Below are 21635 nucleotides of genomic sequence, written 5' to 3'. Positions count from 1 at the left end.
CATAGGGGCCCCGGCCAAACACATCCACCCAGCCGGGCACCCCCACCAAAACCCCGGCGCTTTGCAGGACACAGGCACGGCCGAGCACACCCACCAAACGACCGGGCTCGTGAAGGCACGGCCGAGCACAGCCAGGCGCCTCAACGAAAAACCTGGTTCCCCCGGTCGGGTGATAAACCCTCCACACAGGACCAAGCTCAGCGCGGCCAGATCGGGGTACCCGCGGCCAAGGCCGCGGCCTGGTACGGGGGCAGGTCCTCGCCCGCGACGACGACCTCCGCGAGAGCACCCCCCAGGCGCTGCGACAGGAGCGACTGGAGCGCGACCAGATCCACACCGGGGCCGTACTCCGCCACGTACACCACCTTCGCCGGGGCGTCCCCGGTCGGAACGCGCCTGGCCTTGACCACCCGCCGCAGCTCGGGCGACTCGGCCCTGCCGAGCAGGACCTCGTCGTCACCCGACGGCGCGGCGGGTTCGAAGCGGTGCTCCGGTCGCGCGGCGCCCGGGGGTTCCACGGAGAAGTCGTCCCGGTCCACCTCGATCAGCGGCAGGAGCGCGACCTCGGCGTCGGTGAGCCGGAGGCCGTGTTCGCGCAGCCGCCACAGCACCGTCCACTCCGCCTCGGCGGGCCCGTTCTCCGCCAGTTCGATCCGCAGGCCGGTCACGTGGTCGTCCGGCATCCGGCCGACGAGCCCGCGCAGCAGGTCAACCATCCCCGCGTCCACGGTCAGCAGTTCCCCGTCGGCGGGGGCACGGGGGAACCGGGTGCGAGTTTGCCGGTGTCGTCGGTGCGGTACTCGACCGGCTTGCCCGAGGGGTCCCTGACCGGTCTGCCGCGCGCGTCCAGCGCCGGGTACCGCCACGTGTCGGTCTTCTGGTCGTAGCGGGGCGACCCGGTCCGCGCGCTGTTGAGCTGCGGGCTCGCCGGGGCGGCCGCCGGGTTCTTGAAGATCGTGTTCGGTCCGATCGTGGCGGTCTTGTGCACGTGCACATCCTCGCGCGTCACGACCCGGTTGGGGCTGGCGCCGCCCGCCGTCGGGTACGCCGTGCGCACGGAGCCGTCGGCGAAGACGATGACGTCCACCTCGATGGTGACGCCCTTGTGGGTCACCGTGTCGAGGTAGCGCCACGACCGGATGGGCGTGCCGTAGGAGGTGAACGACGAGTTCGGGCCGTTGGCGGGCGCACCGGAGGTGTCGACGGTCCGGCCCTGGTCGACGACCCGGGCCACGACGGCCTTGATGTCCTCGGGTGTCCACGACGGCGGGAACTCCGTCCGCGACGGGCCGCCCGCGCCGGACTGGTGCCCGCCCGCCTTGCCGTGCCGGGTCGCGGCCGGGTCGTCCGGGTCGCCCTGGAGGATGTGCCGCTCGCCGCCGGGCGTGTGGACCAGGTCGCCGGGGGTGGGCTTGCTCGTCGGCGGCTGCTGGTCGCGCTGGTGGGTGAGCGCGGCGAGGTCCTCGGCGTCGTAGGAGTAGTGGCGGCCGTCCACGCGTTCCCGGGTGGGGTGGTTGCCGACCATCAACCGGGTGATCTTCGGCTTGCCGGAGCCGTCCAGGAACAGTGCGCGCAGCGGCTTCCCGTCGACCTCGACGTTCAGCTTCTTGCCGACGTTGACCCGGCTCCCGGCGCCGAACTTGGGGACCGGTTGGGCGAACTCCAGCACGAGGACCCGTTCGAACCCGGCGGTCACGCCCGGCCCGTCGAAGCGGGCGAGCGACTTCTCCACCAGCTCGTACACCTTCTCGTTCACGGTCGCGTTGTCCGCCGCGGCCAGCGCGCCGATCGAGTGGACCCGCCCGGTGTGGGTGTCGGTGATGAGGCCTTCGCCGATGACCAGCGACCCGTCCGGCCTGCCGTCCTGGGCAGCCAGGTCGGCCAGCAGTTGCAGCGCGCTGACCGCGGCGAGCTTGCCGTCCGGGGTGCCGGAGAGCGCTTTCTCGGCGAGGTCGACCACCGGGTGCACCGGGCCGCCCGGCGCCCGCACCTTCGCGATGTCGCCGACCAACCACAGCAGGACACCGGTCACCCGGTTGTCGGTGGCCCGCTCCATCAGGTCGAGCACCTGGTCGACCCCGGAGGACTGGGCGCCGCGACCGGAGAACCCCGGCACGCCGGGGGCGCCGGTGAGCCCGTCGATGATCCGGTTGACGTCCGGGCCCGCGACGGCCGGGTTGCCGGGGACCGGCCGGTTCGGGTCGACGCCCTTGCCGGTGAGCCGCTGCCCGAGGTCGATGTCCGGCCCGGCGATGCTGGTGATCTGGGCGAACGCGGTCACGCTCGCGGTGCGGGTGCAGGTCTGCCTGCACCCGGTGGCCGGGTTGGTGATCTGGAAGACCTTCTGGTCCTGGCCCCCCGGCGGGGCGGAGAACGGCTGCGTCCCGCCCCCGCCGCTGCTGGAGGTCAGCGACACGACCCCGACCGCGGGCTGGTCGCCGCTGTTGGCGACGACCACGGGGGCCGGGCACACCGGCGACGTGCACAGCGCGGTCGGCGTCACCGAGACCCGCACGGAGGGCCCGCTGGAGGGCGTCGGGACCGCAGGCGCCTGCGGCGCGGACGCCACCTGCTTCCTGGCGTCGGCCACCTTGCTGTCGGCGCGCTTGCGGCACGGGTCGTCGGCGGCGGTGGTGCTGACGGTGGCGTTCGGGAAGGAGCCGCCCCGGGCGGACCCGAGCAGCCGGTCGCCCACCTCGGCGAGCGGCCCGTCGACACCGAGCAGCCGGGGTTCGCCCCGGGCCGCCAGGTGGACCGCCCACGGCGAGTCCGCTGCGGTGAGGGCGAACGCCAACTGGCCGTCCGGGCGCTCCACAACCTCCGACGACCACCGCCCGGACCCGGCCGCCTCTTCGATCGCGCCCTTGAGCGCCGCGCCGGAGAGCCCGTCCAGCATGCCGATCGGGAAGCCCATGTCGGCGGTGGCCCGCACCCACTTGCCCGCCACGGGTTCCGCGTGCACGGGGACGGTGTTCAGCCACCACTCGCGGTTGGCGTTGACCACCACGCGGTCGTCGACGGCGACGAACTCGGCGACCCCACCGGTCCCGTCGGCCACCGCCGCCGTCGTCTCACCGCCCGCAAGCGCGACCACGTCGACGGTGAGCGCCACCCCGGTGTCGCTCTCGATCGTGCCGCTGAGCCGCAGGTCCTCGATGGCCCCGAGCTGAGCGAGCGCCGTTTCGGCCAGGTCCGCCGCGGCCACCGGTCGCGCCGTGCCCGCGATCTCACCCGGCCCGGTGAGCACGGCGAACAGCAGCACCGCGACGACGGCGATGACCGCGGCGCCCAGACCGACTGTGCGCGCGAACAGGCGACTGACTGGACTCGGCATCGAGTACCCCCAGGATCAAGCGTGGCCAGCACCCCTTTGAGGCCCCATTCCCCCGCGGGGTTCCACCCGCGCGCAACCGGGGGTGTCCTATTCCTGCCATTTCGCGGGCACCGGTTCCACGGGGCCGGTGGAGAATGACCCATTTCGATTCCAGGAAGGGGTCATCGTCGTCCCGGGTTCGACCGGTTGGCCCATTCCCACTCATCGGCCCCCAGCCGGTCCCGCCCGGTGGCCCACAGCAAAACGGAACCCAGGAAAGCGCCGCAGATTTCCATGTCTTCCGGCCGCCCCGCAACCCCAGGCCCAAGCGATGTTGCGCGGCCCGCCCTCCCGCTCGGGCGCCCACCACACAGCTTCATCGACCTAATCGGCACCGGAAGCCATGCCGGAGTTCAACAACGCCACCCACCGGTCGACGACCGTTTTTCACTCCCCCACCGGAACGCTCCCCTCGGGCACCGAAACCGCGATCTCCGCCCCCAGTCGGGCCCCGCCCAGCAACCGCAGGTCGTCCCCGCTCCAGAACTGCCCCGGGTCGTAGCTGTGCGGGCGCCCCGCGGGCAACAACCCCAGGTCCTCGTAGGTCGCCCCCACCACCTCGGCGCAGTACGCCGATTCGAGGTCGCGGGACCGGGCTTTCTGCCACCGCAACCGGGGTGCCTGCCCCCGTGCCCACCGCCCCAGCAGCCGCGCGCTCGACGGGAACGGCGTCCCGTCCAACCGGGCGATCGTGCGCAGCAGCGCGTCCTCCTGCGCGGCGGAGACCAGCGGTGCCAACTGCCGCAGCCAGGCCCGCTGTCCGTACCGGGTGGCCCACACGACCACGGCGTCGCGCAGGTCGTGCAACTGCACCCCGCGCTGCCGCTCCCCCGACCAGCGGTCGGGCAGGGAGCGCCCCAGCTCCGCGTGCCACATCAGCGGCGGCAGGTCCTCCAGCACCACGGCCATGCCGATGTGGTTGACCGGGCTGTTGGTGAGGGTCTGGATGGCCCGGTCGGCGGGGGTGCGCCCGCGGAACAGCCAGAGGTCACCGGTGCGGGTCAGCGAGACTGCCTGGTCGAGGTCGATCATGTCCCGGAACGGTAGCCTGCGCGGATGCGGCGGGTGTGGAAGTTCCTCGGTCTGGCCGGTGTCGTGGGCGTGGCGGCGACCGGCGTGGCGATGACGCGGGCGGAGCGGCAGCGGCGGGCGTACACGCCGGACGAGGTGCGCGACCGCTTGCGCAGGCGGGTCGCCGAGGCCGGGGGCGCCGGGAAGTGACGCGGTTGCGCGGTCCGGGGCCCCGCCCGGCGGTGACCGGGCTTCGCGGGGGTCTCTAGTCCACTGAGGACTTGGTGCGCAGGTGGACCCGTTCCCCCTGGCGGCCGAACAGGATCAGGGCCTCGGCCGGGTGGGGGCCGGGGTTGCCGATCCAGTGCGGCACCCTGGTGTCGAACTCGACGGCCTCCCCCGGTGCCAGCATGACGTCGTGCGGGCCGAGCAGCAGCCGCAGCCTGCCGCTGAGGACGTACATCCACTCGTGGCCCTCGTGGGTGCGCGGGTCCGGTTCGTCGGTGCTCGGGGGGAACAGGGCCTTGTAGGCGCGCGGTTGGCCGGGGGCGGCGGTGAGGGGCCAGAAGGTCCGGCCCTCGATCTCGCGCGGTTCGGCGTGCACGCGGGGGTCCGGGGTGCCGGTGAGGCCGACGAGTTCGTCGAGGTCGCTGCCGTGGGCACGGGCGATCGGCAGCAGCAGCTCCAGGGTCGCCTTGCGCTTGCCGGACTCCAGGCGGGACAGGGTGCTGACCGAGATGCCCGTTTCGGCGGCGAGGGTGGTCAGGGTGGTCCCGCGCTCCACCCGCACGGCCTTGAGCCTGCTCCCGATCCCGGCCAGCACCTGTTCGACGTCCATGGCGACCACTTTGCCATACCGGCACGGAATTTGGCATTACGGCAGAGCGTGCGCGAGGTTCAGCCGGGGCGCGGGAGCGACCTCGACTCGGCGACCACGGCTAGCGTCGCGGGCATGACCGAGTACCAGCACATCCGGGTGGAGCGGACCGGCGAGGCGGTGCGGATCACCATGGACCGGCCCGCGCGCCGCAACTCGCTGTCCGCCGACCACCTCACCGAACTCCTCACCGCCTTCCGCGCGGCGGGCGACTCGGACGCGACCGGGGTGGTCCTGGCGGGCGCGGGCCCGGTCTTCTCCGCGGGCCACGACTTCGGCGACGTGGCCGCCCGCGACCTGACCGGTGTCCGCGACCTGCTGCTCCTGTGCACGGACCTGATGCGCACCGTGCACGCGATCCCGCAGGTGGTGATCGCCCGGGTGCACGGGCTGGCCACCGCGGCGGGCTGCCAGCTCGTCGCCACCTGCGACCTGGCGGTGGCCGCCGAATCGGCCGGGTTCGCCCTGCCCGGCGGCAAGGGCGGCTGGTTCTGCCACACCCCGGCGGTCCCCGTCGCCCGCTCCGTCGGCCGCAAGCGGTTGGTGGAACTGGCCCTCACCGGCGACGTCATCGACGCCCGCACCGCCCTGGACTGGGGCCTGGTCAACCGCGTGGTGCCCGACGCCGACCTGGACGCCACCGTGGACGACCTGCTCGCCCGCGCCACCAGGGGCAGCCGGGCGAGCAGGGCCCTGGGCAAGCAGACCCTCTACGCCCAGCTCGACCGGCCGGAGCAGGACGCCTACGCGCTGGCGGTCGAGGTCATGGCGGCGGCCTCGCAGCTCCCGGGCGCGAAGGAGGGCATGGCCGCGTTCCTGGAGAAGCGCTCCCCGGTCTGGCCCGACTAGGACCTGCCCACGGGGATCGTTGCGGCTGTGCGGACGGGGTTCCACCGCGCCCGCGGCTTCCGCTACCGGGCCAGCCAGGGGACCACGGCGTCGAGGAAGTCGCGGGGTGTCTCGTGGCCGGGGAGGTGGCCCGCGGTGGGCACGACGTGGAGGCGGGCGCCGGTGAGGTCGGCGATGTCCCGCCCCGCCTCGGGGGGCATCAGCGCGTCGTGGGCGCCGTGGACGACGAGGGCGTCGAGGTCGAGGGCGCGGAGCGTTTCCCGGGAGTCCGGGCGGGCGGCCATGGCGCGGGCGGTCCACGCCACCCCGGCGGGCGGCTGGCTGTCGATGGTGGGGCGCAGCGCCGCCGCGGCGGTCTGGTCGTGCAGCAGGTTGGGCAGCGTGGATTCGGCCAACCACGGCACCACGCCTTCCGCCTCCGCCCGCCGCGCCAGGGTTTCGCGGCCCGCCGCCGCCCCCGGGGTGTCGGCGGTGGCCTTGGTGCCGATGAACACCGCGCCGGAGATCCGTTCCGGGGCGGCGCGGAGCATCGCCATGAGCACGTAGCCGCCGAGCGAGGAACCGCCGACGACGGCCCGCTCCACGCCGAGGTCGTCCAGCAGCCGCACCAGGTCGGCGGCGGTGGTCTCCAGGGACGGCGGTGCCTGCGGGACCGGCGAGCGGCCGAGGCCGGGCAGGTCGGGGGTGATCAGGCGGACGTGCTCGGACAGCTCGGCGCGCACCGGGTCCCACATCCGGGAGTCCAGCGGGAAGGCGTGCAGCAGCAGGAAGGGGGTGCCGGAGCCGGTGTCGGTGTGGTGCACACCGCCCATTGGACCACCCTCAGCCGTGCAGCCGGGTGACCGCCGCCCCGGTGCCGAGTTCGGCGCGGTGCTCGGGGTGGTCGAGGTAGTGGGTGAGCGCGCGCAGCGCCACCAGTTGGTCCACGAGCAGGGTGCGCGTGGACAGCGCGAACGCCAGGTCCTTGCCGAACCGCTCGGCCTGCCCGCGGTGCCGCTCGCCCGCCGCGCCGGGGTCGGCCGTGACCACGCCGAGGTAGTTCACGCTCGCGGCGGTGTTGGCGCGCCCCAGCCGGACCGCCACCGGGCGCACCTCCCGCACCTGCGACCAGGGCAACCTGGTCAGCGGCGTCGTCCAGTTGAGCAGCAACCCGTCGGGGGTCAGCAGCAGCCCGGCACCCGCCCGCGGCTTGCGCAGCGCGGTGACGCAGGAGACGACCACCAGCAGCCCGAACAGCACCGCGAGGACCCCGCCGATGACCGCCACGACACCCCCGGCGGCGAACAGGAAGGCGGCCAGCACCAGCAGCGCCACCCCGAGGACGGCCAGCACGGCGACGGCGGCGGTGGTCGACTGGCGGACCGGCAGCAGCAGACCGCGGGTGCCGTCGACCTCGGCGGTCAGCGCCCGCCCCGCCGGGTCGCCCGCCGGGTTGACCGACCCGTCGGCCTTGCGCCAGGGCTGCGGGCAGGGCACCCGGTCCATCGCGTCATCGGTGTTGTCCACATCGATCATGGAAGCGCACCGGCGCCCCGCCTGCCAGTGGGGGTAGGTTCGGCGCCATGACCGGCATCCGCACCGAGCGGCTGGTCCTGCGCCCGGTCGACCGGGCCGACATCGCCGCCGCCGTCGCCATCCAGGGTGATCCGCGCACCTGCCGCCACCGCCCCGGCGGCCCCAGCTCCCCGGCCGAGACCAGCGCCCAACTGGACTTCTGGTTGGAGCACTGGCGGACCCACGGCTTCGGCTACTGGTCCATCACCCTCCCCGACGACGCCGCCGTCCTGGGCTTCGGCGGTCTGCAACTCGGCGAGTTCGACGGCCACCGCTACCTGAACCTCTACTACCGCCTGCGCCCCCGCGCCTGGGGGCACGGCTACGCCCCGGAGATGGCCGGGGCCGCCCTGGACTGGGCCGCCGCCGAACGGCCGGACCTCCCGGTGTGGATCATCACCACCCTGGACAACGAACCGGCCCGGCGGGTCGCCGACAAGCTCGGCTTCACCGAATTCCGCCAGGCCGAGTACACGGGCGCCCCGTGCCGCTTCTACCGGTGGCACAGCACCCCGGCGGAACGGACCGCCAGCCCGGGGATGACCGAGGGCAAGCGCTTGCCACGGGCGCTTCCTGCGCAAACCAGGGAGGGACCTGCCTGATCGGGGTGGGCAAGCGGGACGTCGGGGCGCGCCCTCACCACCGACGCGCCGTCGGCCCCCGTCGCCCCCGCGCGTCCCAGCATGCGCGGTGCCAGTGCCTGCGGTCCTCCACCCCGGTCCGGTCGTCCGCCGACCACGCGACGACGTGCGCCACCCCCGGCCGGATCTCGTGGTCGCACCCGGGGCAGCGGTAGACCTTGCCCGCCTGCGACCCGGTCACGTTGCGCACGTACCAGTCCCCGTCGGAGGCCGACTCCACGCGCTGCGCGGCCAGCGCCCCGCTGAGCGGGCGCGGCTCCTCGGAGCGCCTGGTGTTGTTCCGGCGTGGCACGCAACCGATTATCCGGGTTGACCGGGACGGGCAGAATGGGGCCATGCCCACCTACGAGTTCCGCTGCCGGTCCTGCGGGTCGACCTTCGAGGTCCGGCGGCCGATGAGCGCGTCGTCCGACCCCGCCCCCTGCCCCGGCGGCCACGAGGACACGGTCAAGCTGCTCACGATGGCCGGGCTGGGCGGCGGTTCCGCCGCCCCCGCGCCGTCCGGCGGCGGCGGGTGCTGCGGCGGCGGCTGCTGCGGCTGAGCGGCGCCCCAGTGCCCCGACGCCCTGGCGTCCCGGCCACTTGAACAGCCGAACGCCCCCCGGTCACCTGACCGGGGGGCGTTCGAGCACCGAACCGGGTGCTACTTGCTGTAGTCGCGGAAGCCCTTGCCGGTCTTGCGGCCCAGGCGGCCCGCGGTGACCAGGTGCTCCAGCAGCGGGGCCGGGGCGTAACCGGCCTCGCGGAACTCGTTGTAGAGGGTGCGCTCGATGGCCAGCGACACGTCCAGGCCGACCACGTCCAGCAGCTCGAACGGGCCCATCGGCAGGCCGCAGCCGACCTTCATGGCGGTGTCGATGTCCTCGGACTCCGCGTAGTGCGCCTCGAGCATCTTGATCGCGTCGTTGAGGTACGGGAACAGCAGGGCGTTGACGATGAAGCCCGCGCGGTCGCCGCAGTGCACCGGCTGCTTGCCGACCTTGAGGCACAGCGCCCGCGCGGTGGCCACCACGTCGGCACCGGTGGAGATGGTCTCGACGATCTCCACCAGCTTCATGACCGGCGCCGGGTTGAAGAAGTGCAGGCCCACCACGTCGGCCGGGCGGGAGGTCGCCGCGGCGCACTCGATGACCGGCAGCGAGGAGGTCGTGGTGGCCAGGATCGCGCCCGGCTTCACCACCTCGTCCAGCGCGCCGAACACGGCCTGCTTGATCGCCAGCTCCTCGGCGACGGCCTCGACGACCAGGTCGCAGTCGGCCAGCTCCTCGAACTCCACCGCCGGGGAGATGCGGGCCAGGACGGCGTCGCGGTCGGATTCGGACAGGCGGCCCTTGGCGACCTGGCGGTCGAGGGACTTGCGGACCTTGCCCACCGCCGCCTCGGCCTTGTCGGCGCTGCGGGCGCGCAGGACCACGTCGTGGCCCTTGCGGGCGAAGACCTCGACGATGCCGGTGGCCATGGTGCCGGTGCCGACCACGCCGACCCGCTGCACCTCGCGCAGCGCCACGTCGGACTCGCCCGCGGCGGCCGGGGTGAGCGCGTCGGGCACCACGGTGGGCGACTCGGGGGCGTCGTAGGTGTAGAAGCCGCGGCCGGTCTTGCGGCCGAGCAGGCCCGCGGTGATCATCTGCTTGAGGATCGGGGCCGGGGCGTGCAGCCGGTTGCGCGACTGCGCGTACATCGTCTCCAGGATCTCGTACGCGGTGTCCAGGCCGATCAGGTCCAGCAGCGCCAGCGGGCCCATCGGGTAGCCGCAGCCGTAGCGCATGGCCGCGTCGAGGTCCTCGCGGGTGGCGTAGCGCGCCTCGTACATCGAGACCGCGTGGTTGAGGTAGCCGAACAGCAGCGCGTTGGCGATGAAGCCCGCGCGGTCGCCGATGACGACCGGCTCCTTGCCCAGCTTCTGGGCGAAGGCGACCACGTCGTCCACCACGTCCGGCTCGGTGACCACGGTGCGCACGACCTCGGTCAGCTTCAGCACCGGGGCCGGGTTGAAGAAGTGCAGGCCGACGACCTTGCCCGGGCGTCCGGTGTGGACGCCGATCTCGGTGATCGACAGCGACGAGGTGTTGGAGGCCAGCACGGCCTCGGGCTTGAGGATGCGGTCGAGTTCGCCGAAGACCCGGGCCTTGAGCTCCAGCGACTCCGGGATGGCCTCGATCACCAGGTCGGCCTCGGCCAGGTCGGCCAGGGCGGTGGTGTAGGTGATGCGCCCGAGCAGCTCGGTGCGCTCGGCCTCGGTGAGCTTCTCCTTGGCCAGGGCCCGGCCGGTGGAGTGCTCGACGTGGCCGCGGCCGCGTTCGACGCCCGCGTCGTCGACCTCCACCGCCACGACCCGCACCCCGGTGCGGGCGAGCACCTCCGCGATGCCCGCGCCCATGGTCCCGAGTCCGACAACACCGACGGTGGAGAACTCACGCGCCACGACTACCTCCGCAGTCCCCGATGACAGCAACGACGATGCTACTTCCGAGTAACATCGACTGCTGATACTGCCACGCGACCACGGTTAGTCCAGGTGAACTGCACCACTGGACCGTTCAGGGAGAGCGGCCTACTTCTGCGGCAGCTTCGGCAGCAGGGCCTTCGCCACGGTCTGCACCTTGGCGCACGCGTCCTCGCCCGCCTGCGGGTCGTAGCGGGTGAAGTCGACCTTGACGACCTCCGCGTTGCCCTCCGCGCCCTCGAACGGGACGTGCGCCCAGGACAGGCTGCACCGGGTGGAGGAGGTGCTCTCGCTGCGCTGCTGGGCGCGGACCCCGCCCAGGTCGACCGGGGTCGTCTTGGCCGCCTCGGCCAGCTCGTCCGGGTCGGTGCCGAGGGAGAACTCCACCCGGAAGGTGACGCCCTCGGTGTTGTAGGTGCAGCTGTGCAACCCGGTCGGCTTCTTGCCCGGGCCGTCGCCGATCGCGCCTGCCACCACGGAGTCGTCGAGGACCGTGCACGCGTCCAGGTCGACCAGCGACCCCTTGCGCACTTCCAGCTCCGGCTTGCTGTCGCGGATCTTCGTGACGGCCGTCTCCAGCAGCTTGCGCCCCGGTTCGCACAGGCCCCCGGGGGTGTCGCTGCCGATCTGGACGGTGATGCCGCGGTCGGGGTCGGTCTCGGTGATGGCGGTGACGAAGCAGGCGGTCTTGTCGTCCAACTCGGACTCGGCCACCGGCAGGCCGCCGATCTTGAGCGCGCCCTGGGCCTTGCGGGCCAGGCTGCTGTCGCCGATGGTCATGGTGAAGTTGAGGTCCCGGCCGCCGGGGTCCTTCATGTAGTTCGAGCAGAGCGCGTAGTCGCGCAGCCTGCTCCGCGCCGGGGTGCCGAAGCCCGACATGGTCTCCTCGTCCATGATCGCGCACGGGTTGACCCGGCGCAGCGACGCGGAGGAGAACACGTCGTCCCCGGTCGGCGGCGGCGTGCTGCCGCCGGTCTCCGGACCCGCGTCGAGCCCCTCGGTGGCGGGCACGGTGGTCCGCTTGCCGGTCGTCTTCGCCAGGTCGGCGCCCGTGCCGCACCCGGCGAGCAGCACCACCAGGCACCCCGCCACCGCCATGGACCGCCGTCGCCTCGAAGCCCTCACTCCCGAGACGGTAGTCAACGCCGCGGCCGCCCGTGCGCCGAACCCGCGGATCGCCGGGGGCCGGGTCGCTCCACCGTGGACCGTAGGGGGTACTGGAACCAGCTCCGGACCGCGGCGGGCCGCGGTCCGGAGCCTGCCCCACCCCGGGGTCAGTTCCCGCGACCGCCCTCGGTCGCCGCGGTCGAGCCCGCCGTCGAACCTGTCGCGGTCTCACCCGTGGTTTCCGGCACGGCCAGCGGCCGCAGCCGGGCCCAGGCGAGGAACGCCAGCGCCACGACGAGCATGAACACGCCCATCCACAGGTTGATGTTGACGCCCGCGGCCTTGTCCAGGTCGGCCTGCGAGGTCGACACCAGGCCCATCACGGTCAGCACGACGCCGTAGACGCCGAACAGCAGCGCCAGGATGCCGCGCAGGTCGAACAGACCCGCCTTGGCCTTCTTCTCCGCCACAACCTTCTCCGTCACGCTGACTCCCCCTACCAGAAGACGATGTTGAGCACGACGGTCAGCGCGAGCACCCCGGCGCCGAGGACCACGGGCTTGCGGTACCAGCCCGAGTTCTCCCCGGTGTCGTCGTGGCGGAGCTGGTCGCGCGGGGTCAGCGACCACACCAGGCCGCGCAGTTCCGACTCCGGCTTGGGCTTGGTGACCAGCGAGACGCCCACGCTGACCGCGATGTCGACCACGAAGGCCACGCTGGCGGCCACGAAGCTCGCGCCCTGCCCGGCCAGGTCCAGCACCTCGGCGCGGTTGAGCAGGTCGACGGTGACCGCCGAGGCGGTGCCGAAGATCAGGCCGAGGCCACCGGCGAGCGGGGTCATCCGCTTCCAGAACATGCCGAGGATGAACGTGGCGAACAGCGGGGCGTTGAAGAAGCCGAACAACGTCTGGAGGTAGTCCATGATGTTGTTGAAGCTGGAGGCGATGAACGCCGTGCCGATCGCCACGACGCAGCCCGCCACCGTCGCCACCCGCCCCACCCGCAGGTAGTAGTCGTCCGGCTTGTCCTTGACGATGTACGCCTGCCAGATGTCGTAGGTGAAGACGGTGTTGAACGAGCTGACGTTCGCCGCCATGCCCGCCATGAACGCCGCCAGCAGACCGGTGATCGCGATGCCCAGCATCCCGTTGGGCAGCAGGTCGCGGATCAGCAGCAGGATCGCGTTGTTGTAGGTGACCCCGTTCTCCGCGCCCGCCTTCATCTCGCGCAGCTCCGGCACGATCACCGCGGCGATCATGCCGGGGATGATGATGATCAGCGCGATCAGCGTCTTCGGGTACGCCCCGATCAGCGGCGTGCGGCGCGCGGCCGACATGCTCTTGGCCGACATGGCCCGCTGCACCTCGGCGAAGTTCGTCGTCCAGTAGCCGAAGGACAGCACGAAGCCGAGGCCGAACACGATGCCCAGCACCGACAGCGTGGCGTTGCCGATGCCGGTCAGGTTGGTGCCCGGCCACGAGCTGAGCTGGTCGGCGGCGGAGCTGCCCGTGGTCCCGGCCACCTTGTCGACCAGGCCCTGCCACCCGCCGACCCGCTTGAGGCCGAGGAAGGTCAGCGGCAGCAGCATCGCCACGATCACGAAGAACTGCATGACCTCGTTGTAGACGGCCGCCGACAGCCCGCCGAGGGAGGTGTAGGCCAGCACGATCACCGCCGCCACCACGACCGAGAGCCACAGCGGCCACCCGAGCAGCAGGTTGACCACGGTGGCGAGGGCGAACAGGTTCACCCCGGCGATGAGCACCTGGGCGAGGGCGAAGCTGATGCCGTTGGTCAGGTGCGCGAACTTCCCGAACCGCCGCAGCAGGAACTCCGGCACGCTGCGGACCTTGGAGCCGTAGTAGAACGGCATCATCACCAGGCCCAGGAACACCATGGCCGGGATCGCGCCGATCCAGTAGTAGTGCATGGTCGGCAACCCGTACTGCGCGCCGTTGGCCGTCATGCCGAAGATCTCGACCGCGCCGAGGTTGGCGGAGATGAACGCCAACCCGGTCACCCACGCGGGCAGCGACCGGCCGGACAGGAAGAAGTCCAGGCTGCTGGACACCGAGCGCCGCGCCATCGCCCCGATCCCCAGGACCAGGGCGAAGTAGACGGCCAGCAAGGCGTAGTCGATCGGGCCCGCGTCCAGCCGCAGGTCCGCGTCCGCGAGGAAATGCATACCGCCCCCGTCGTACACGTCGATGTGATCGGGAACAGCATGGACCCGACCGCACCGCGGCGCACGGCGAAGTCGACCACCGTTCACGAAGGGCTGGAATTCGCCGCCCGTACACGTCCGAGTGGTCCAGTCCACTAGCCCGTTGACCGGGTCAGAAGAGGCGGAACTCGTCGCTCTCGATGCCGCGGAGGGTGTCGTAGTCGAGGGTGACGCAGCGGATGCCCCGGTCCTCGGCGAGGACCTTGGCCTGGGGGCGGATGAGCTGCGCGGCGAAGACACCGGTGACCGGGGAGAGCAGCGGGTCGCGGTTGAGCAGCTCCAGGTAGCGGGTCAACTGCTCCACCCCGTCGATGTCGCCGCGGCGCTTGATCTCGACGGCGACCGAGGAGCCCGCGGCGTCGCGGCAGAGGATGTCGACCGGGCCGATGGCGGTGGGGTACTCGCGGCGGACCAGGGTGTAGCCGTCGCCGAGGGTGGTGATGTGCTCGGCGAGCAGTTCCTGCAGGTGGGCCTCCACGCCGTCCTTGATCAGGCCGGGTTCGGCGCCGAGCTCGTGCCGGGAGTCGTGGTGGATCTCCTCGATGGTGATGGCGATCTTCTCGCCCGCCTTGTTCTGCACGACCCACATGCCCGGCTCCTCGATGAGCCAGCAGGGCGGGGTCATCCAGTTCAGCGGCTTGTAGGCGCGGTCGTCGGAGTGGACCGAGACCGACCCGTCCGCCTTCACCAGCAGCAGCCGGTTGGCCATCGGGAGGTGGGCGGTGAGCCGTCCGGCGTAGTCGACCTGACAGCGAGCGATCACGAGGCGCACGCGCAGCAGGTTAGCCCCGTGCGCCCGCGCCGGTGCCCCCGGGCAGGATCTACCCCGTGGAACGCCTCGACTCCAAGCAGGTCTACGCCAACGCCTGGATGACCGTCCGGGAGGACGCCATCCGCCGCCCGGACGGCAGCCCCGGCATCTACGGGGTGGTGGACAAACCGCACTACGCCCTGGTCATCCCCCTCGACGGGGAGCGGTTGATGCTCGTCGAGCAGTTCCGCTACCCGGTGGGCGCGCGCCGCTGGGAGTTCCCCCAGGGCACCGCCCCCGACCGCGCCGACCTCGACCCGGCGGAGCTGGCGGTGCGCGAGCTGCGCGAGGAGACCGGGCTGACCGCGGGCACGATGACCCTGATCGGCCACTTGGACGTCGCCCCCGGGCTCACCAGCCAGGGCGGCAGCGTCTACCTCGCCACCGACCTCACCGAGGGCGCCCCGGACCGGGAGGCCACCGAGCAGGACATGCGCGCCGCCTGGTTCCCCCGGGCCGGGTTCGAGGCGGGCATCCGCGACGGCTCCATCGTCGACGCGCAGTCGATCGCCGCCTACACCCAGCTTCTGCTGCACGAGCACCACAGCCAGTAGCCGGCCGACACCGCGGTCGGGGGTGCGCCGGGGCGGCGGGTGCGCCCCGGTCGCGGCGGTGTCACGGGTGGACGTGAATCTGATTCGCCGAGACCACGGCGAATCCACTGTGGACGGAAAGGGTTTGTCTCGATCGCCAAGGGGTGATTGACATTTTTCAATGGTCTAGTCCACCTTGGGTGGGTCCGGACCGCGTCCGCACCCCCGCAGGAGGCAGCCCATGCCGTCCACCGCCCGCCGCGCCCTCGCCGCCGTGTCCGCCGCGCTCGCCGCCTCCGCCGGGCTGGTCCTCGCGGGCGGCGGCAGCGCCGACGCCGCGAACCTGCTGGCCAACCCCGGGTTCGAGTCCGGCACCTCGGGCTGGACCTGCTCGGGTGCGACCACCGACAGCGACCGCCACTCCGGCTCCGCCGCGTTGAAAGGCACCCCATCGGGCCAGGACAACGCCCGGTGCTCGCAGACCGTCGCCGTCACCCCGGGCGCCCAGTACACGCTGAGCGCGTGGGTGAAAGGCGCTTATGCCTACCTCGGCGCCACGGGCACCACGACGGGCGACGCCTCCACCTGGACGCCCGCCGCGAGCACGTGGACCAGGCTGAGCGTCGCCTTCACCGCTGCCTCCTCCTCGGCCACGGTGTACGTGCACGGCTGGTACGGCCAGCCCGCCTACCTCGCCGACGACCTCGCCCTCGACGGCCCCGGCACCGCCCCACCGACGACCACCCCCACGTCGACCACGCCACCCACGACCACGCCACCCACGACGACCACCACCCGGCCGACGACCCCGCCCCCGGCCACGGGCCTGCCCAAGCACGTCCTCACCGGCTACTGGCAGAACTTCTACAACGGTGCCAAGCCGCTGCGGCTCGCCGACGTCCCCACCACCTACGACATCATCGCCGTCTCCTTCGCCGACGCGGTCCCGACGACCCCCGGCGCGGTGACCTTCACCCTCGACCCCGGCCTGTCGAGCCAACTCGGCGGTTACACCGACGCCCAGTTCCGGGCCGACGTGGCCACGGTGCGCGCCCGCGGCCAGAAGGTGATCCTGTCCGTCGGCGGTGAGAAGGGCACGATCTCCGTCGGCGACGCGACCGCGTCGGCCAACTTCGCCGCCAGCGTGGGCCGCCTGATCGACGACTACGGCTTCGACGGGGTCGACATCGACCTGGAGAACGGCATCAACGCCCAGCACATGGGCAGTGCCCTGCGTCGAATCCACGCCGAGGGCGGCACGGTGATCACGATGGCCCCGCAGACCATCGACATGCAGTCGACCTCCGGCGGCTACTTCCAGCTCGCCCTGGCGGTCAAGGACATCCTGACGATCGTGAACATGCAGTACTACAACTCCGGCGCCATGCTTGGCTGCGACGGCAAGGTCTACAGCCAGGGCTCGATCGACTTCCTGACCGCGCTGGCCTGCATCCAGCTCCAGGGCGGGCTGCGCGCCGACCAGGTCGGCCTCGGCCTCCCGGCGAGCCCCAGCGGGGCGGGCGGCGGGTACCAGTCCCCGGCCAACGTCTCCGCGGGCCTGACCTGCCTGGCCAAGGGCACCGGCTGCGGCGCCTTCCGCCCGTCGACGACGTACCCGACCCTGCGCGGGGCCATGACGTGGTCGATCAACTGGGACGCGTCCAACGGCTACGCCTTCGCCAACGCGGTCTCGGCCACCCTCGACACCCTGCCGTAGGGACCGGGACGGCGGGACGGCCGCGGGGGTGCGCCCCCGCGGCCGGTCCGCTGCCCGGGACCGGACGCGCCGGTCAGCGCCTGCGCTTGCCCCGGCCCTTGTCCGAGCGCTCCCGGTCCGGCTTCCGGCCCGACCGGTCCCGCTCCGCCCTGCGCGAGCGCGGCGCGTCGGTGTCCGGCTCCAGCGCGATGGCGGGTGCCTCGTCCTGGTCGTCCTCGTACTGGTCCTCCGCCGAGAGGCCCAGCAGGTCCGCCGCCCGCTGCTGCACCGACTCCACCAGCGACGGCTGCGCGTCACCGGCGCGGCGCAGCACCGAGTGCTTGAGCCTGCTGTACCCGCGCACCGAGACCGGGCGGCGGTGCCGGACCGAGAACTCCTCGCGGGCCTCGATCAGCACGTCGCCCAGCGGCCGGTCCACCAGCACGGTCCCCGGCCGGGCCACCGAGGTGAGGCGGCTGGCGATGTTGACCGTGGAGCCGTAGACGTCGCCGAAGCGGCTCAGCACCCGGCCGTAGGCCAAGCCCGCGCGCAGCATCGGCAGGGCGTCGTCGGCCTCGGCGCGCTCCAGCAGGGCCAGCGCGATCCGGCCGCCGTGCACCGGGTCGTCGGCGACGAAGAGGACCTCGTCGCCGAGCATCTTGACGATGCGGCCGTGGTTCTCCGCGACGACCTCGGCGGTCATCATGTCGAACCGGTCGACCACGTCGACCAGGGCGGCCTCGTCGGAGCGGCGGGTGAAGGTGGTGAACCCAACCATGTCGGCGAAGCCGACGACCTGGCTGCGCGACTCCAGGTCCTGGGTGCTCGACAGCGCGCGCCCGGCGTAGGCGGCGAGGTGGCGCCGCCAGGCGAAGTTCTGCATGCTCTCCAGTTGCGGCACCAACTGCTCGATGAACCGGCCGAGCTGGCGCTCGTCGGCCAGCAGCTCCGGGTTGGCGGCGAGCACGTCGCGCAGGACGTGCACCTCCCACTCGGCCAGCCGCGACAGGTGCTGCCCGAGCATCCGGGCGGTGGCCGTGGCCAGCTCCGGCTCCAGGATGCCCCGGTACATCAGCTCGTCGGTGAGCCGCAGCGTCTCGATGTCGCGGTCGGTGAAGACCACCGCGTCGTCGGCGACGGTGGCGAACCCGAGGGCGCGCCACAGCCGCATCGCCCGCTCCAGCGGCACCCCGGCCTTCTCGCAGACCTCCAGCCTGGTGAACTGGCGGGTGCCGCCGAGCAGGACCTCCTCGACGCGCCGCTGGGCGGCCTCGACCGGGTCGGGTTCCGCCGCGCCGCCGCGGTCGTCGTTGCGCTCGTCCATCTCAGCCGGTGGTGTGCACGATGAGGACGTCGACCGACGACTTGCGGGCGGCCTCCGCCGGGACCGAGCCGAGGATGCGCCCGGCGAGGGTGTTGAGCCCCCGGTTGCCGACGACCAGCAGGTCGGCCTTGTGGTCGTGCACGACCTTGGCCAGGGTCGGCACCGGGTCGCCGTCGACGACCACGGTCTCGATGTTCGTCGCACCGGCCTTGCGGGCCCGCTCGGAGGCGGTGCGCACCGTCTCCTCCGCGGGGTTGAACCCGACGACCTGGTAGGCGACGTCGGAGCCGAGTTCGTCCTGCACCCGGCCCAGGTCGCGGTCCTCACGCGGCTGGTACGCGCACGCGATGACCAGGGTCGCCGAGCTGTCCGCGGCGACCGCCGCGGCCCGGTCGACCGCGAGGTACGAGGATTCGGAGCCGTCGGTGCCGACGACGACGGTCTGATAGGCGGCCATTGCCCAAACCTCCCGCGTTAGCTACTTGTCGGTAGACCTAACCAGGAGAACGCGCCACTCGTCCAACGGACGCGGCCAACACCACTCGTGATCACCCTCGCGCGCGGCCCGCGGCGGCAGCACAATCCGGGGGTGGACACCACGCAGATGCTGGCCGAGGCGGTGCGCGAGGCCAGGGCGGGCCTCGCCTCCGGCGGGATACCGATCGGCGCCGCCCTGTTCGGACCGGACGGGGACCTGTGGGGCTCGGGGCACAACCGCCGGGTCCAGGACGGCGACCCGTCGGTGCACGGGGAGACCTCGGCGTTCCGCAACGCGGGCCGCAGGCGCTCCTACCGGGGCACGACCATGGTCACCACGCTGTCGCCGTGCTGGTACTGCTCCGGCCTGGTCCGCCAGTTCGGCATCTCCCGGGTGGTGATCGGCGAGGCCAGGACGTTCACCGGCGGGCACGGGTGGCTGGCCGAGCACGGGGTGGAGGTGGTGCTGCTCGACGATGCCGAGTGCGTCGGCCTGATGACCGACTTCATCGCCGCCCACCCCGAGCTGTGGCACGAGGACATCGGGGAGGACTGAGCGGGGAGGGCTGATCGCCGACCAGCCCTCCCCGTGCGCGTCAGGCCAGGTCGTTGGCCTCGCGGATGACGTCGACGATCTCGTTCATGATCTGCGTCATCTCGTAGTCCTTGGGGGTGAACACCCTGGCCACGCCCTTGGCGGCGAGGACCTCCGCGTCGTCGGGCGGGATGATGCCGCCGACGACGACCGGGATGTCGCCCGCCCCGGCCGCGCGCAGCCCCTCGACCACGGCCGGGACCGCGTCCAGGTGCGACCCGGACAGGATCGACAGGCCGACCACGTGCACGCCCTCCTGCACCGCGGCGGCCACGATCTGGTCGGCGGTGAGCCGGATGCCCTGGTAGACGACCTCGAAGCCGGTGTCGCGGGCGCGCACGGCGATCTGCTCGGCGCCGTTGGAGTGCCCGTCCAGGCCGGGCTTGCCGACCAGGATGCGCAGCCGCTCGCCCAGTTCCTCACCGGTGGCCTTCACCCGGTCGCGCACCTTGCCCAGCTCGGCCCCGGCCTCACCGGTCGCCGACGCGCCGGACACGCCGGTGGGCGCCCGGTACTCGCCGAACACCTCGCGCAGCGCCTGCGACCACTCGCCGGTGGTCACCCCGGCCCTGGCGCAGCCGATGGTGGCCTCCATCAGGTTCGCGTCGGTCTTCGCCGCGTCGCGCAGCACCCGCAGCGCCTCGTCCACGGCGGCGCCGTCGCGGCCCGCCCGCCAGGCGGCGATGGCCTCCACGGCCTCCCGCTCGGCGATCGGGTCCACGGTCTCGATGGCCTTCGCGCCCTCGGCCTGCAACGGGCTGGGCTCGGTGGTGCCGAACTTGTTGACGCCGACGATGACCTGGTCACCAGCCTCGATGCGCCTGCGGTGGTCGGCGAGCGAGCCCACCATCTGCGTCTTCATGTACCCGGACTCCACGGCCGCGACCGCGCCGCCCATGGCCTGCACCCGGTCGATCTCCTCGCGGGCGCCCCGCAGGATCGAGTTGACCTTGGCCTCGATCACCGGGGAGCCGTCGAAGATGTCCTCGTACTCCAGCAGGTCGGTCTCGTAGGCCAGCACCTGCTGCATCCGCAGCGCCCACTGCTGGTCCCACGGCCGGGGCAGGCCCAGCGCCTCGTTCCAGGCGGGGAGCTGGATGGCCCTGGCCCGCGCCTTGCGCGAGAGGGAGACCGCGAGCATCTCCAGCACGATGCGCTGCACGTTGTTCTCCGGCTGCGCCTCGGTCAGGCCCAGGGAGTTGACCTGCACGCCGTAGCGGAACCGGCGGTGCTTCTCGTTCGTCACGCCGTAGCGGTCGCGGGTGATCTCGTCCCACAGCTCGGTGAAGGCGCGCATCTTGCACATCTCCTCCACGAACCGCACGCCCGCGTTGACGAAGAAGGAGATCCGCTGCACCACGTCGCCGAACTTCTCCTCCGGCACCTGCCCGGAGTCGCGCACCGCGTCGAGCACCGCGATGGCCGTGCACATGGCGTAGGCGACCTCCTGCACCGGGGTCGCGCCGACCTCCTGCAGGTGGTAGCTGCAGATGTTGATCGGGTTCCACTTCGGCACGTTGGCCACGGTGTAGGCCACCATGTCGGTGATCAGCCGCAGGCTCGGCCCGGGCGGGAACACGTAGGTCCCGCGCGACAGGTACTCCTTGATGATGTCGTTCTGGGTGGTGCCCGCCAGCTTCCCGACCACCTCGTGCCAGTCGGTCCCCTCGGCCTCGGCCTGCTCCTGGGCGACGGTGACGTAGAGCGACAGCAGCCACATGGCGGTGGCGTTGATCGTCATCGAGGTGTTGGCCCCGCCCAGCGGGATCTGGTCGAACAGCGTGCGCATGTCGCCGATGTGGCTGACCGGCACGCCGACCTTGCCGACCTCACCCCTGGCCAGCTCGTGGTCGGGGTCGTAGCCGGTCTGGGTGGGCAGGTCGAAGGCCACCGACAGCCCGGTCTGGCCCTTGGCCAGGTTCCGCCGGTACAGCTCGTTCGACTTCGCCGCGGACGAGTGCCCGGCGTAGGTCCGCATGACCCACGGGCGGTCGCGCTCTCCATCAGTGGGGTACGGCACCGGTTAACCTCCGTTAATCCGTCCTTTTCGCAAAGGGTACTGGTGGGTAACACGATCCGCCCCCGTGCCATTGCTCACAAGGTCCCCTGCCCCGCTC

The 21635-nt window shown here is 72.3% G+C and carries 22 protein-coding genes; 7 read left to right on the top strand and 15 right to left on the bottom strand.

What is annotated here, in order from left to right; translation table 11 throughout:
- Positions 1-197 precede the first annotated feature (197 nt).
- From UO65_RS20935 to UO65_RS20925, 3 genes are all read right to left on the bottom strand, one after another.
- Positions 198-728 (bottom strand): hypothetical protein, encoded by a 531-nt coding sequence (locus tag UO65_RS20935; protein WP_035285293.1) that lies wholly within the window; start codon positions 726-728, stop codon positions 198-200.
- Between the two features lie 2 nt (positions 729-730).
- A complete protein-coding gene (locus tag UO65_RS20930) occupies positions 731-3334 on the bottom strand; it encodes an EndoU domain-containing protein (RefSeq protein WP_035285291.1) in 2604 nt (867 codons plus the stop codon).
- Between the two features lie 426 nt (positions 3335-3760).
- Positions 3761-4405: a hypothetical protein gene (locus UO65_RS20925; RefSeq protein WP_035285289.1), complete on the bottom strand. Its 645-nt coding sequence runs from the start codon at positions 4403-4405 to the stop codon at positions 3761-3763.
- A 24-nt stretch (positions 4406-4429) separates the two neighbouring features.
- Between UO65_RS20925 and UO65_RS37500 the strand changes: the two genes are divergently transcribed.
- Entirely contained in the window at positions 4430-4594 is a 165-nt protein-coding gene (locus UO65_RS37500; protein WP_181400162.1) for a hypothetical protein, read from the top strand.
- A gap of 55 nt (positions 4595-4649) precedes the next feature.
- Here the strand turns inward: UO65_RS37500 and UO65_RS20920 are convergent, their stop codons facing one another.
- Positions 4650-5222, bottom strand: a complete 573-nt coding sequence (locus tag UO65_RS20920) for a helix-turn-helix domain-containing protein (protein WP_035285309.1) — start codon at positions 5220-5222, stop codon at positions 4650-4652.
- A 114-nt stretch (positions 5223-5336) separates the two neighbouring features.
- Here UO65_RS20920 and UO65_RS20915 point away from each other — a divergent pair, with 114 nt between their 5' ends.
- The gene (locus UO65_RS20915; protein ID WP_035285287.1) at positions 5337-6110 is read left to right on the top strand and encodes an enoyl-CoA hydratase-related protein; all 774 of its coding nucleotides are present in this window, start codon (positions 5337-5339) and stop codon (positions 6108-6110) included.
- 62 nt (positions 6111-6172) lie between these two features.
- On the opposite strand, the gene UO65_RS20910 is transcribed toward UO65_RS20915, so the two are convergent.
- Together UO65_RS20910 and UO65_RS20905 are read right to left on the bottom strand one after the other, a co-directional pair.
- Entirely contained in the window at positions 6173-6913 is a 741-nt protein-coding gene (locus UO65_RS20910; protein ID WP_035285306.1) for an alpha/beta fold hydrolase, read from the bottom strand.
- A gap of 19 nt (positions 6914-6932) precedes the next feature.
- Entirely contained in the window at positions 6933-7625 is a 693-nt protein-coding gene (locus UO65_RS20905) for a hypothetical protein (protein WP_035285285.1), read from the bottom strand.
- Between the two features lie 47 nt (positions 7626-7672).
- Here UO65_RS20905 and UO65_RS20900 point away from each other — a divergent pair, with 47 nt between their 5' ends.
- Positions 7673-8266 carry a GNAT family N-acetyltransferase gene (locus UO65_RS20900; protein ID WP_063935983.1) on the top strand — a complete coding sequence of 198 codons (594 nt, stop codon included), beginning with the start codon at positions 7673-7675 and terminating at the stop codon, positions 8264-8266.
- Between the two features lie 34 nt (positions 8267-8300).
- Here UO65_RS20900 and UO65_RS20895 read toward each other — a convergent pair whose 3' ends face one another.
- Complete coding sequence (locus UO65_RS20895; RefSeq protein WP_035285283.1) at positions 8301-8597, bottom strand: hypothetical protein; 297 nt, start codon at positions 8595-8597, stop codon at positions 8301-8303.
- Between the two features lie 43 nt (positions 8598-8640).
- Between UO65_RS20895 and UO65_RS20890 the strand changes: the two genes are divergently transcribed.
- The gene (locus tag UO65_RS20890) at positions 8641-8847 is read left to right on the top strand and encodes an FmdB family zinc ribbon protein (protein ID WP_035285281.1); all 207 of its coding nucleotides are present in this window, start codon (positions 8641-8643) and stop codon (positions 8845-8847) included.
- Positions 8848-8948: 101 nt separating this feature from the next.
- Here UO65_RS20890 and UO65_RS20885 read toward each other — a convergent pair whose 3' ends face one another.
- From UO65_RS20885 to nucS, 5 genes are all read right to left on the bottom strand, one after another.
- Positions 8949-10730, bottom strand: a complete 1782-nt coding sequence (locus UO65_RS20885; protein WP_035285279.1) for a 3-hydroxyacyl-CoA dehydrogenase family protein — start codon at positions 10728-10730, stop codon at positions 8949-8951.
- A gap of 129 nt (positions 10731-10859) precedes the next feature.
- Positions 10860-11876, bottom strand: a complete 1017-nt coding sequence (locus UO65_RS20880) for a DUF3558 domain-containing protein (RefSeq protein ID WP_152552191.1) — start codon at positions 11874-11876, stop codon at positions 10860-10862.
- Between the two features lie 149 nt (positions 11877-12025).
- Complete coding sequence (locus tag UO65_RS20875) at positions 12026-12343, bottom strand: hypothetical protein (RefSeq protein WP_324608978.1); 318 nt, start codon at positions 12341-12343, stop codon at positions 12026-12028.
- Positions 12344-12354: 11 nt separating this feature from the next.
- Positions 12355-14043: a sodium:solute symporter family protein gene (locus tag UO65_RS20870; protein ID WP_035285273.1), complete on the bottom strand. Its 1689-nt coding sequence runs from the start codon at positions 14041-14043 to the stop codon at positions 12355-12357.
- Positions 14044-14194: 151 nt separating this feature from the next.
- Positions 14195-14854, bottom strand: coding sequence for an endonuclease NucS (gene nucS, locus UO65_RS20865; RefSeq protein WP_035285270.1), 660 nt, complete (start codon positions 14852-14854; stop codon positions 14195-14197).
- A gap of 56 nt (positions 14855-14910) precedes the next feature.
- On the opposite strand from nucS, the gene UO65_RS20860 reads away from it, so the two are divergent.
- Entirely contained in the window at positions 14911-15447 is a 537-nt protein-coding gene (locus UO65_RS20860; protein WP_110081848.1) for an NUDIX domain-containing protein, read from the top strand.
- A gap of 220 nt (positions 15448-15667) precedes the next feature.
- A complete protein-coding gene (locus tag UO65_RS20855) occupies positions 15668-17143 on the top strand; it encodes a chitinase (protein ID WP_035285268.1) in 1476 nt (491 codons plus the stop codon).
- A 73-nt stretch (positions 17144-17216) separates the two neighbouring features.
- Here the strand turns inward: UO65_RS20855 and UO65_RS20850 are convergent, their stop codons facing one another.
- Positions 17217-18446, bottom strand: a complete 1230-nt coding sequence (locus tag UO65_RS20850) for an adenylate/guanylate cyclase domain-containing protein (RefSeq protein WP_052021428.1) — start codon at positions 18444-18446, stop codon at positions 17217-17219.
- A gap of 1 nt (position 18447) precedes the next feature.
- Entirely contained in the window at positions 18448-18903 is a 456-nt protein-coding gene (locus UO65_RS20845; RefSeq protein ID WP_035285266.1) for a universal stress protein, read from the bottom strand.
- A 147-nt stretch (positions 18904-19050) separates the two neighbouring features.
- On the opposite strand from UO65_RS20845, the gene UO65_RS20840 reads away from it, so the two are divergent.
- The gene (locus tag UO65_RS20840; RefSeq protein ID WP_052021433.1) at positions 19051-19479 is read left to right on the top strand and encodes a nucleoside deaminase; all 429 of its coding nucleotides are present in this window, start codon (positions 19051-19053) and stop codon (positions 19477-19479) included.
- Positions 19480-19519: 40 nt separating this feature from the next.
- On the opposite strand, the gene UO65_RS20835 is transcribed toward UO65_RS20840, so the two are convergent.
- A complete protein-coding gene (locus UO65_RS20835; protein WP_084176002.1) occupies positions 19520-21538 on the bottom strand; it encodes a protein meaA in 2019 nt (672 codons plus the stop codon).
- Positions 21539-21635 lie beyond the last annotated feature (97 nt).

Origin of the sequence: Actinokineospora spheciospongiae (assembly GCF_000564855.1) — a bacterium.
In the GTDB taxonomy this organism is placed as follows: domain Bacteria; phylum Actinomycetota; class Actinomycetes; order Mycobacteriales; family Pseudonocardiaceae; genus Actinokineospora; species Actinokineospora spheciospongiae.
The sequence above is the reverse complement of the archived record's forward strand: the minus strand, read 5'-3'. Positions and strand labels throughout refer to the sequence as shown.

Bases quoted from the DNA above. Each gene is read 5' to 3' on its own strand.
- UO65_RS20930 (WP_035285291.1), bottom strand. From the start codon at position 3,334: ATGCCGAGTCCAGTCAGTCGCCTGTTCGCGCGCACAGTCGGTCTGGGC.
- UO65_RS20925 (WP_035285289.1), bottom strand. From the start codon at position 4,405: ATGATCGACCTCGACCAGGCAGTCTCGCTGACCCGCACCGGTGACCTC.
- UO65_RS37500 (WP_181400162.1), top strand. From the start codon at position 4,430: ATGCGGCGGGTGTGGAAGTTCCTCGGTCTGGCCGGTGTCGTGGGCGTG.
- UO65_RS20920 (WP_035285309.1), bottom strand. From the start codon at position 5,222: ATGGACGTCGAACAGGTGCTGGCCGGGATCGGGAGCAGGCTCAAGGCC.
- UO65_RS20915 (WP_035285287.1), top strand. From the start codon at position 5,337: ATGACCGAGTACCAGCACATCCGGGTGGAGCGGACCGGCGAGGCGGTG.
- UO65_RS20905 (WP_035285285.1), bottom strand. From the start codon at position 7,625: ATGATCGATGTGGACAACACCGATGACGCGATGGACCGGGTGCCCTGC.
- UO65_RS20900 (WP_063935983.1), top strand. From the start codon at position 7,673: ATGACCGGCATCCGCACCGAGCGGCTGGTCCTGCGCCCGGTCGACCGG.
- UO65_RS20890 (WP_035285281.1), top strand. From the start codon at position 8,641: ATGCCCACCTACGAGTTCCGCTGCCGGTCCTGCGGGTCGACCTTCGAG.
- UO65_RS20870 (WP_035285273.1), bottom strand. From the start codon at position 14,043: ATGCATTTCCTCGCGGACGCGGACCTGCGGCTGGACGCGGGCCCGATC.
- UO65_RS20855 (WP_035285268.1), top strand. From the start codon at position 15,668: ATGCCGTCCACCGCCCGCCGCGCCCTCGCCGCCGTGTCCGCCGCGCTC.
- UO65_RS20850 (WP_052021428.1), bottom strand. From the start codon at position 18,446: ATGGACGAGCGCAACGACGACCGCGGCGGCGCGGCGGAACCCGACCCG.
- UO65_RS20845 (WP_035285266.1), bottom strand. From the start codon at position 18,903: ATGGCCGCCTATCAGACCGTCGTCGTCGGCACCGACGGCTCCGAATCC.
- UO65_RS20840 (WP_052021433.1), top strand. From the start codon at position 19,051: ATGCTGGCCGAGGCGGTGCGCGAGGCCAGGGCGGGCCTCGCCTCCGGC.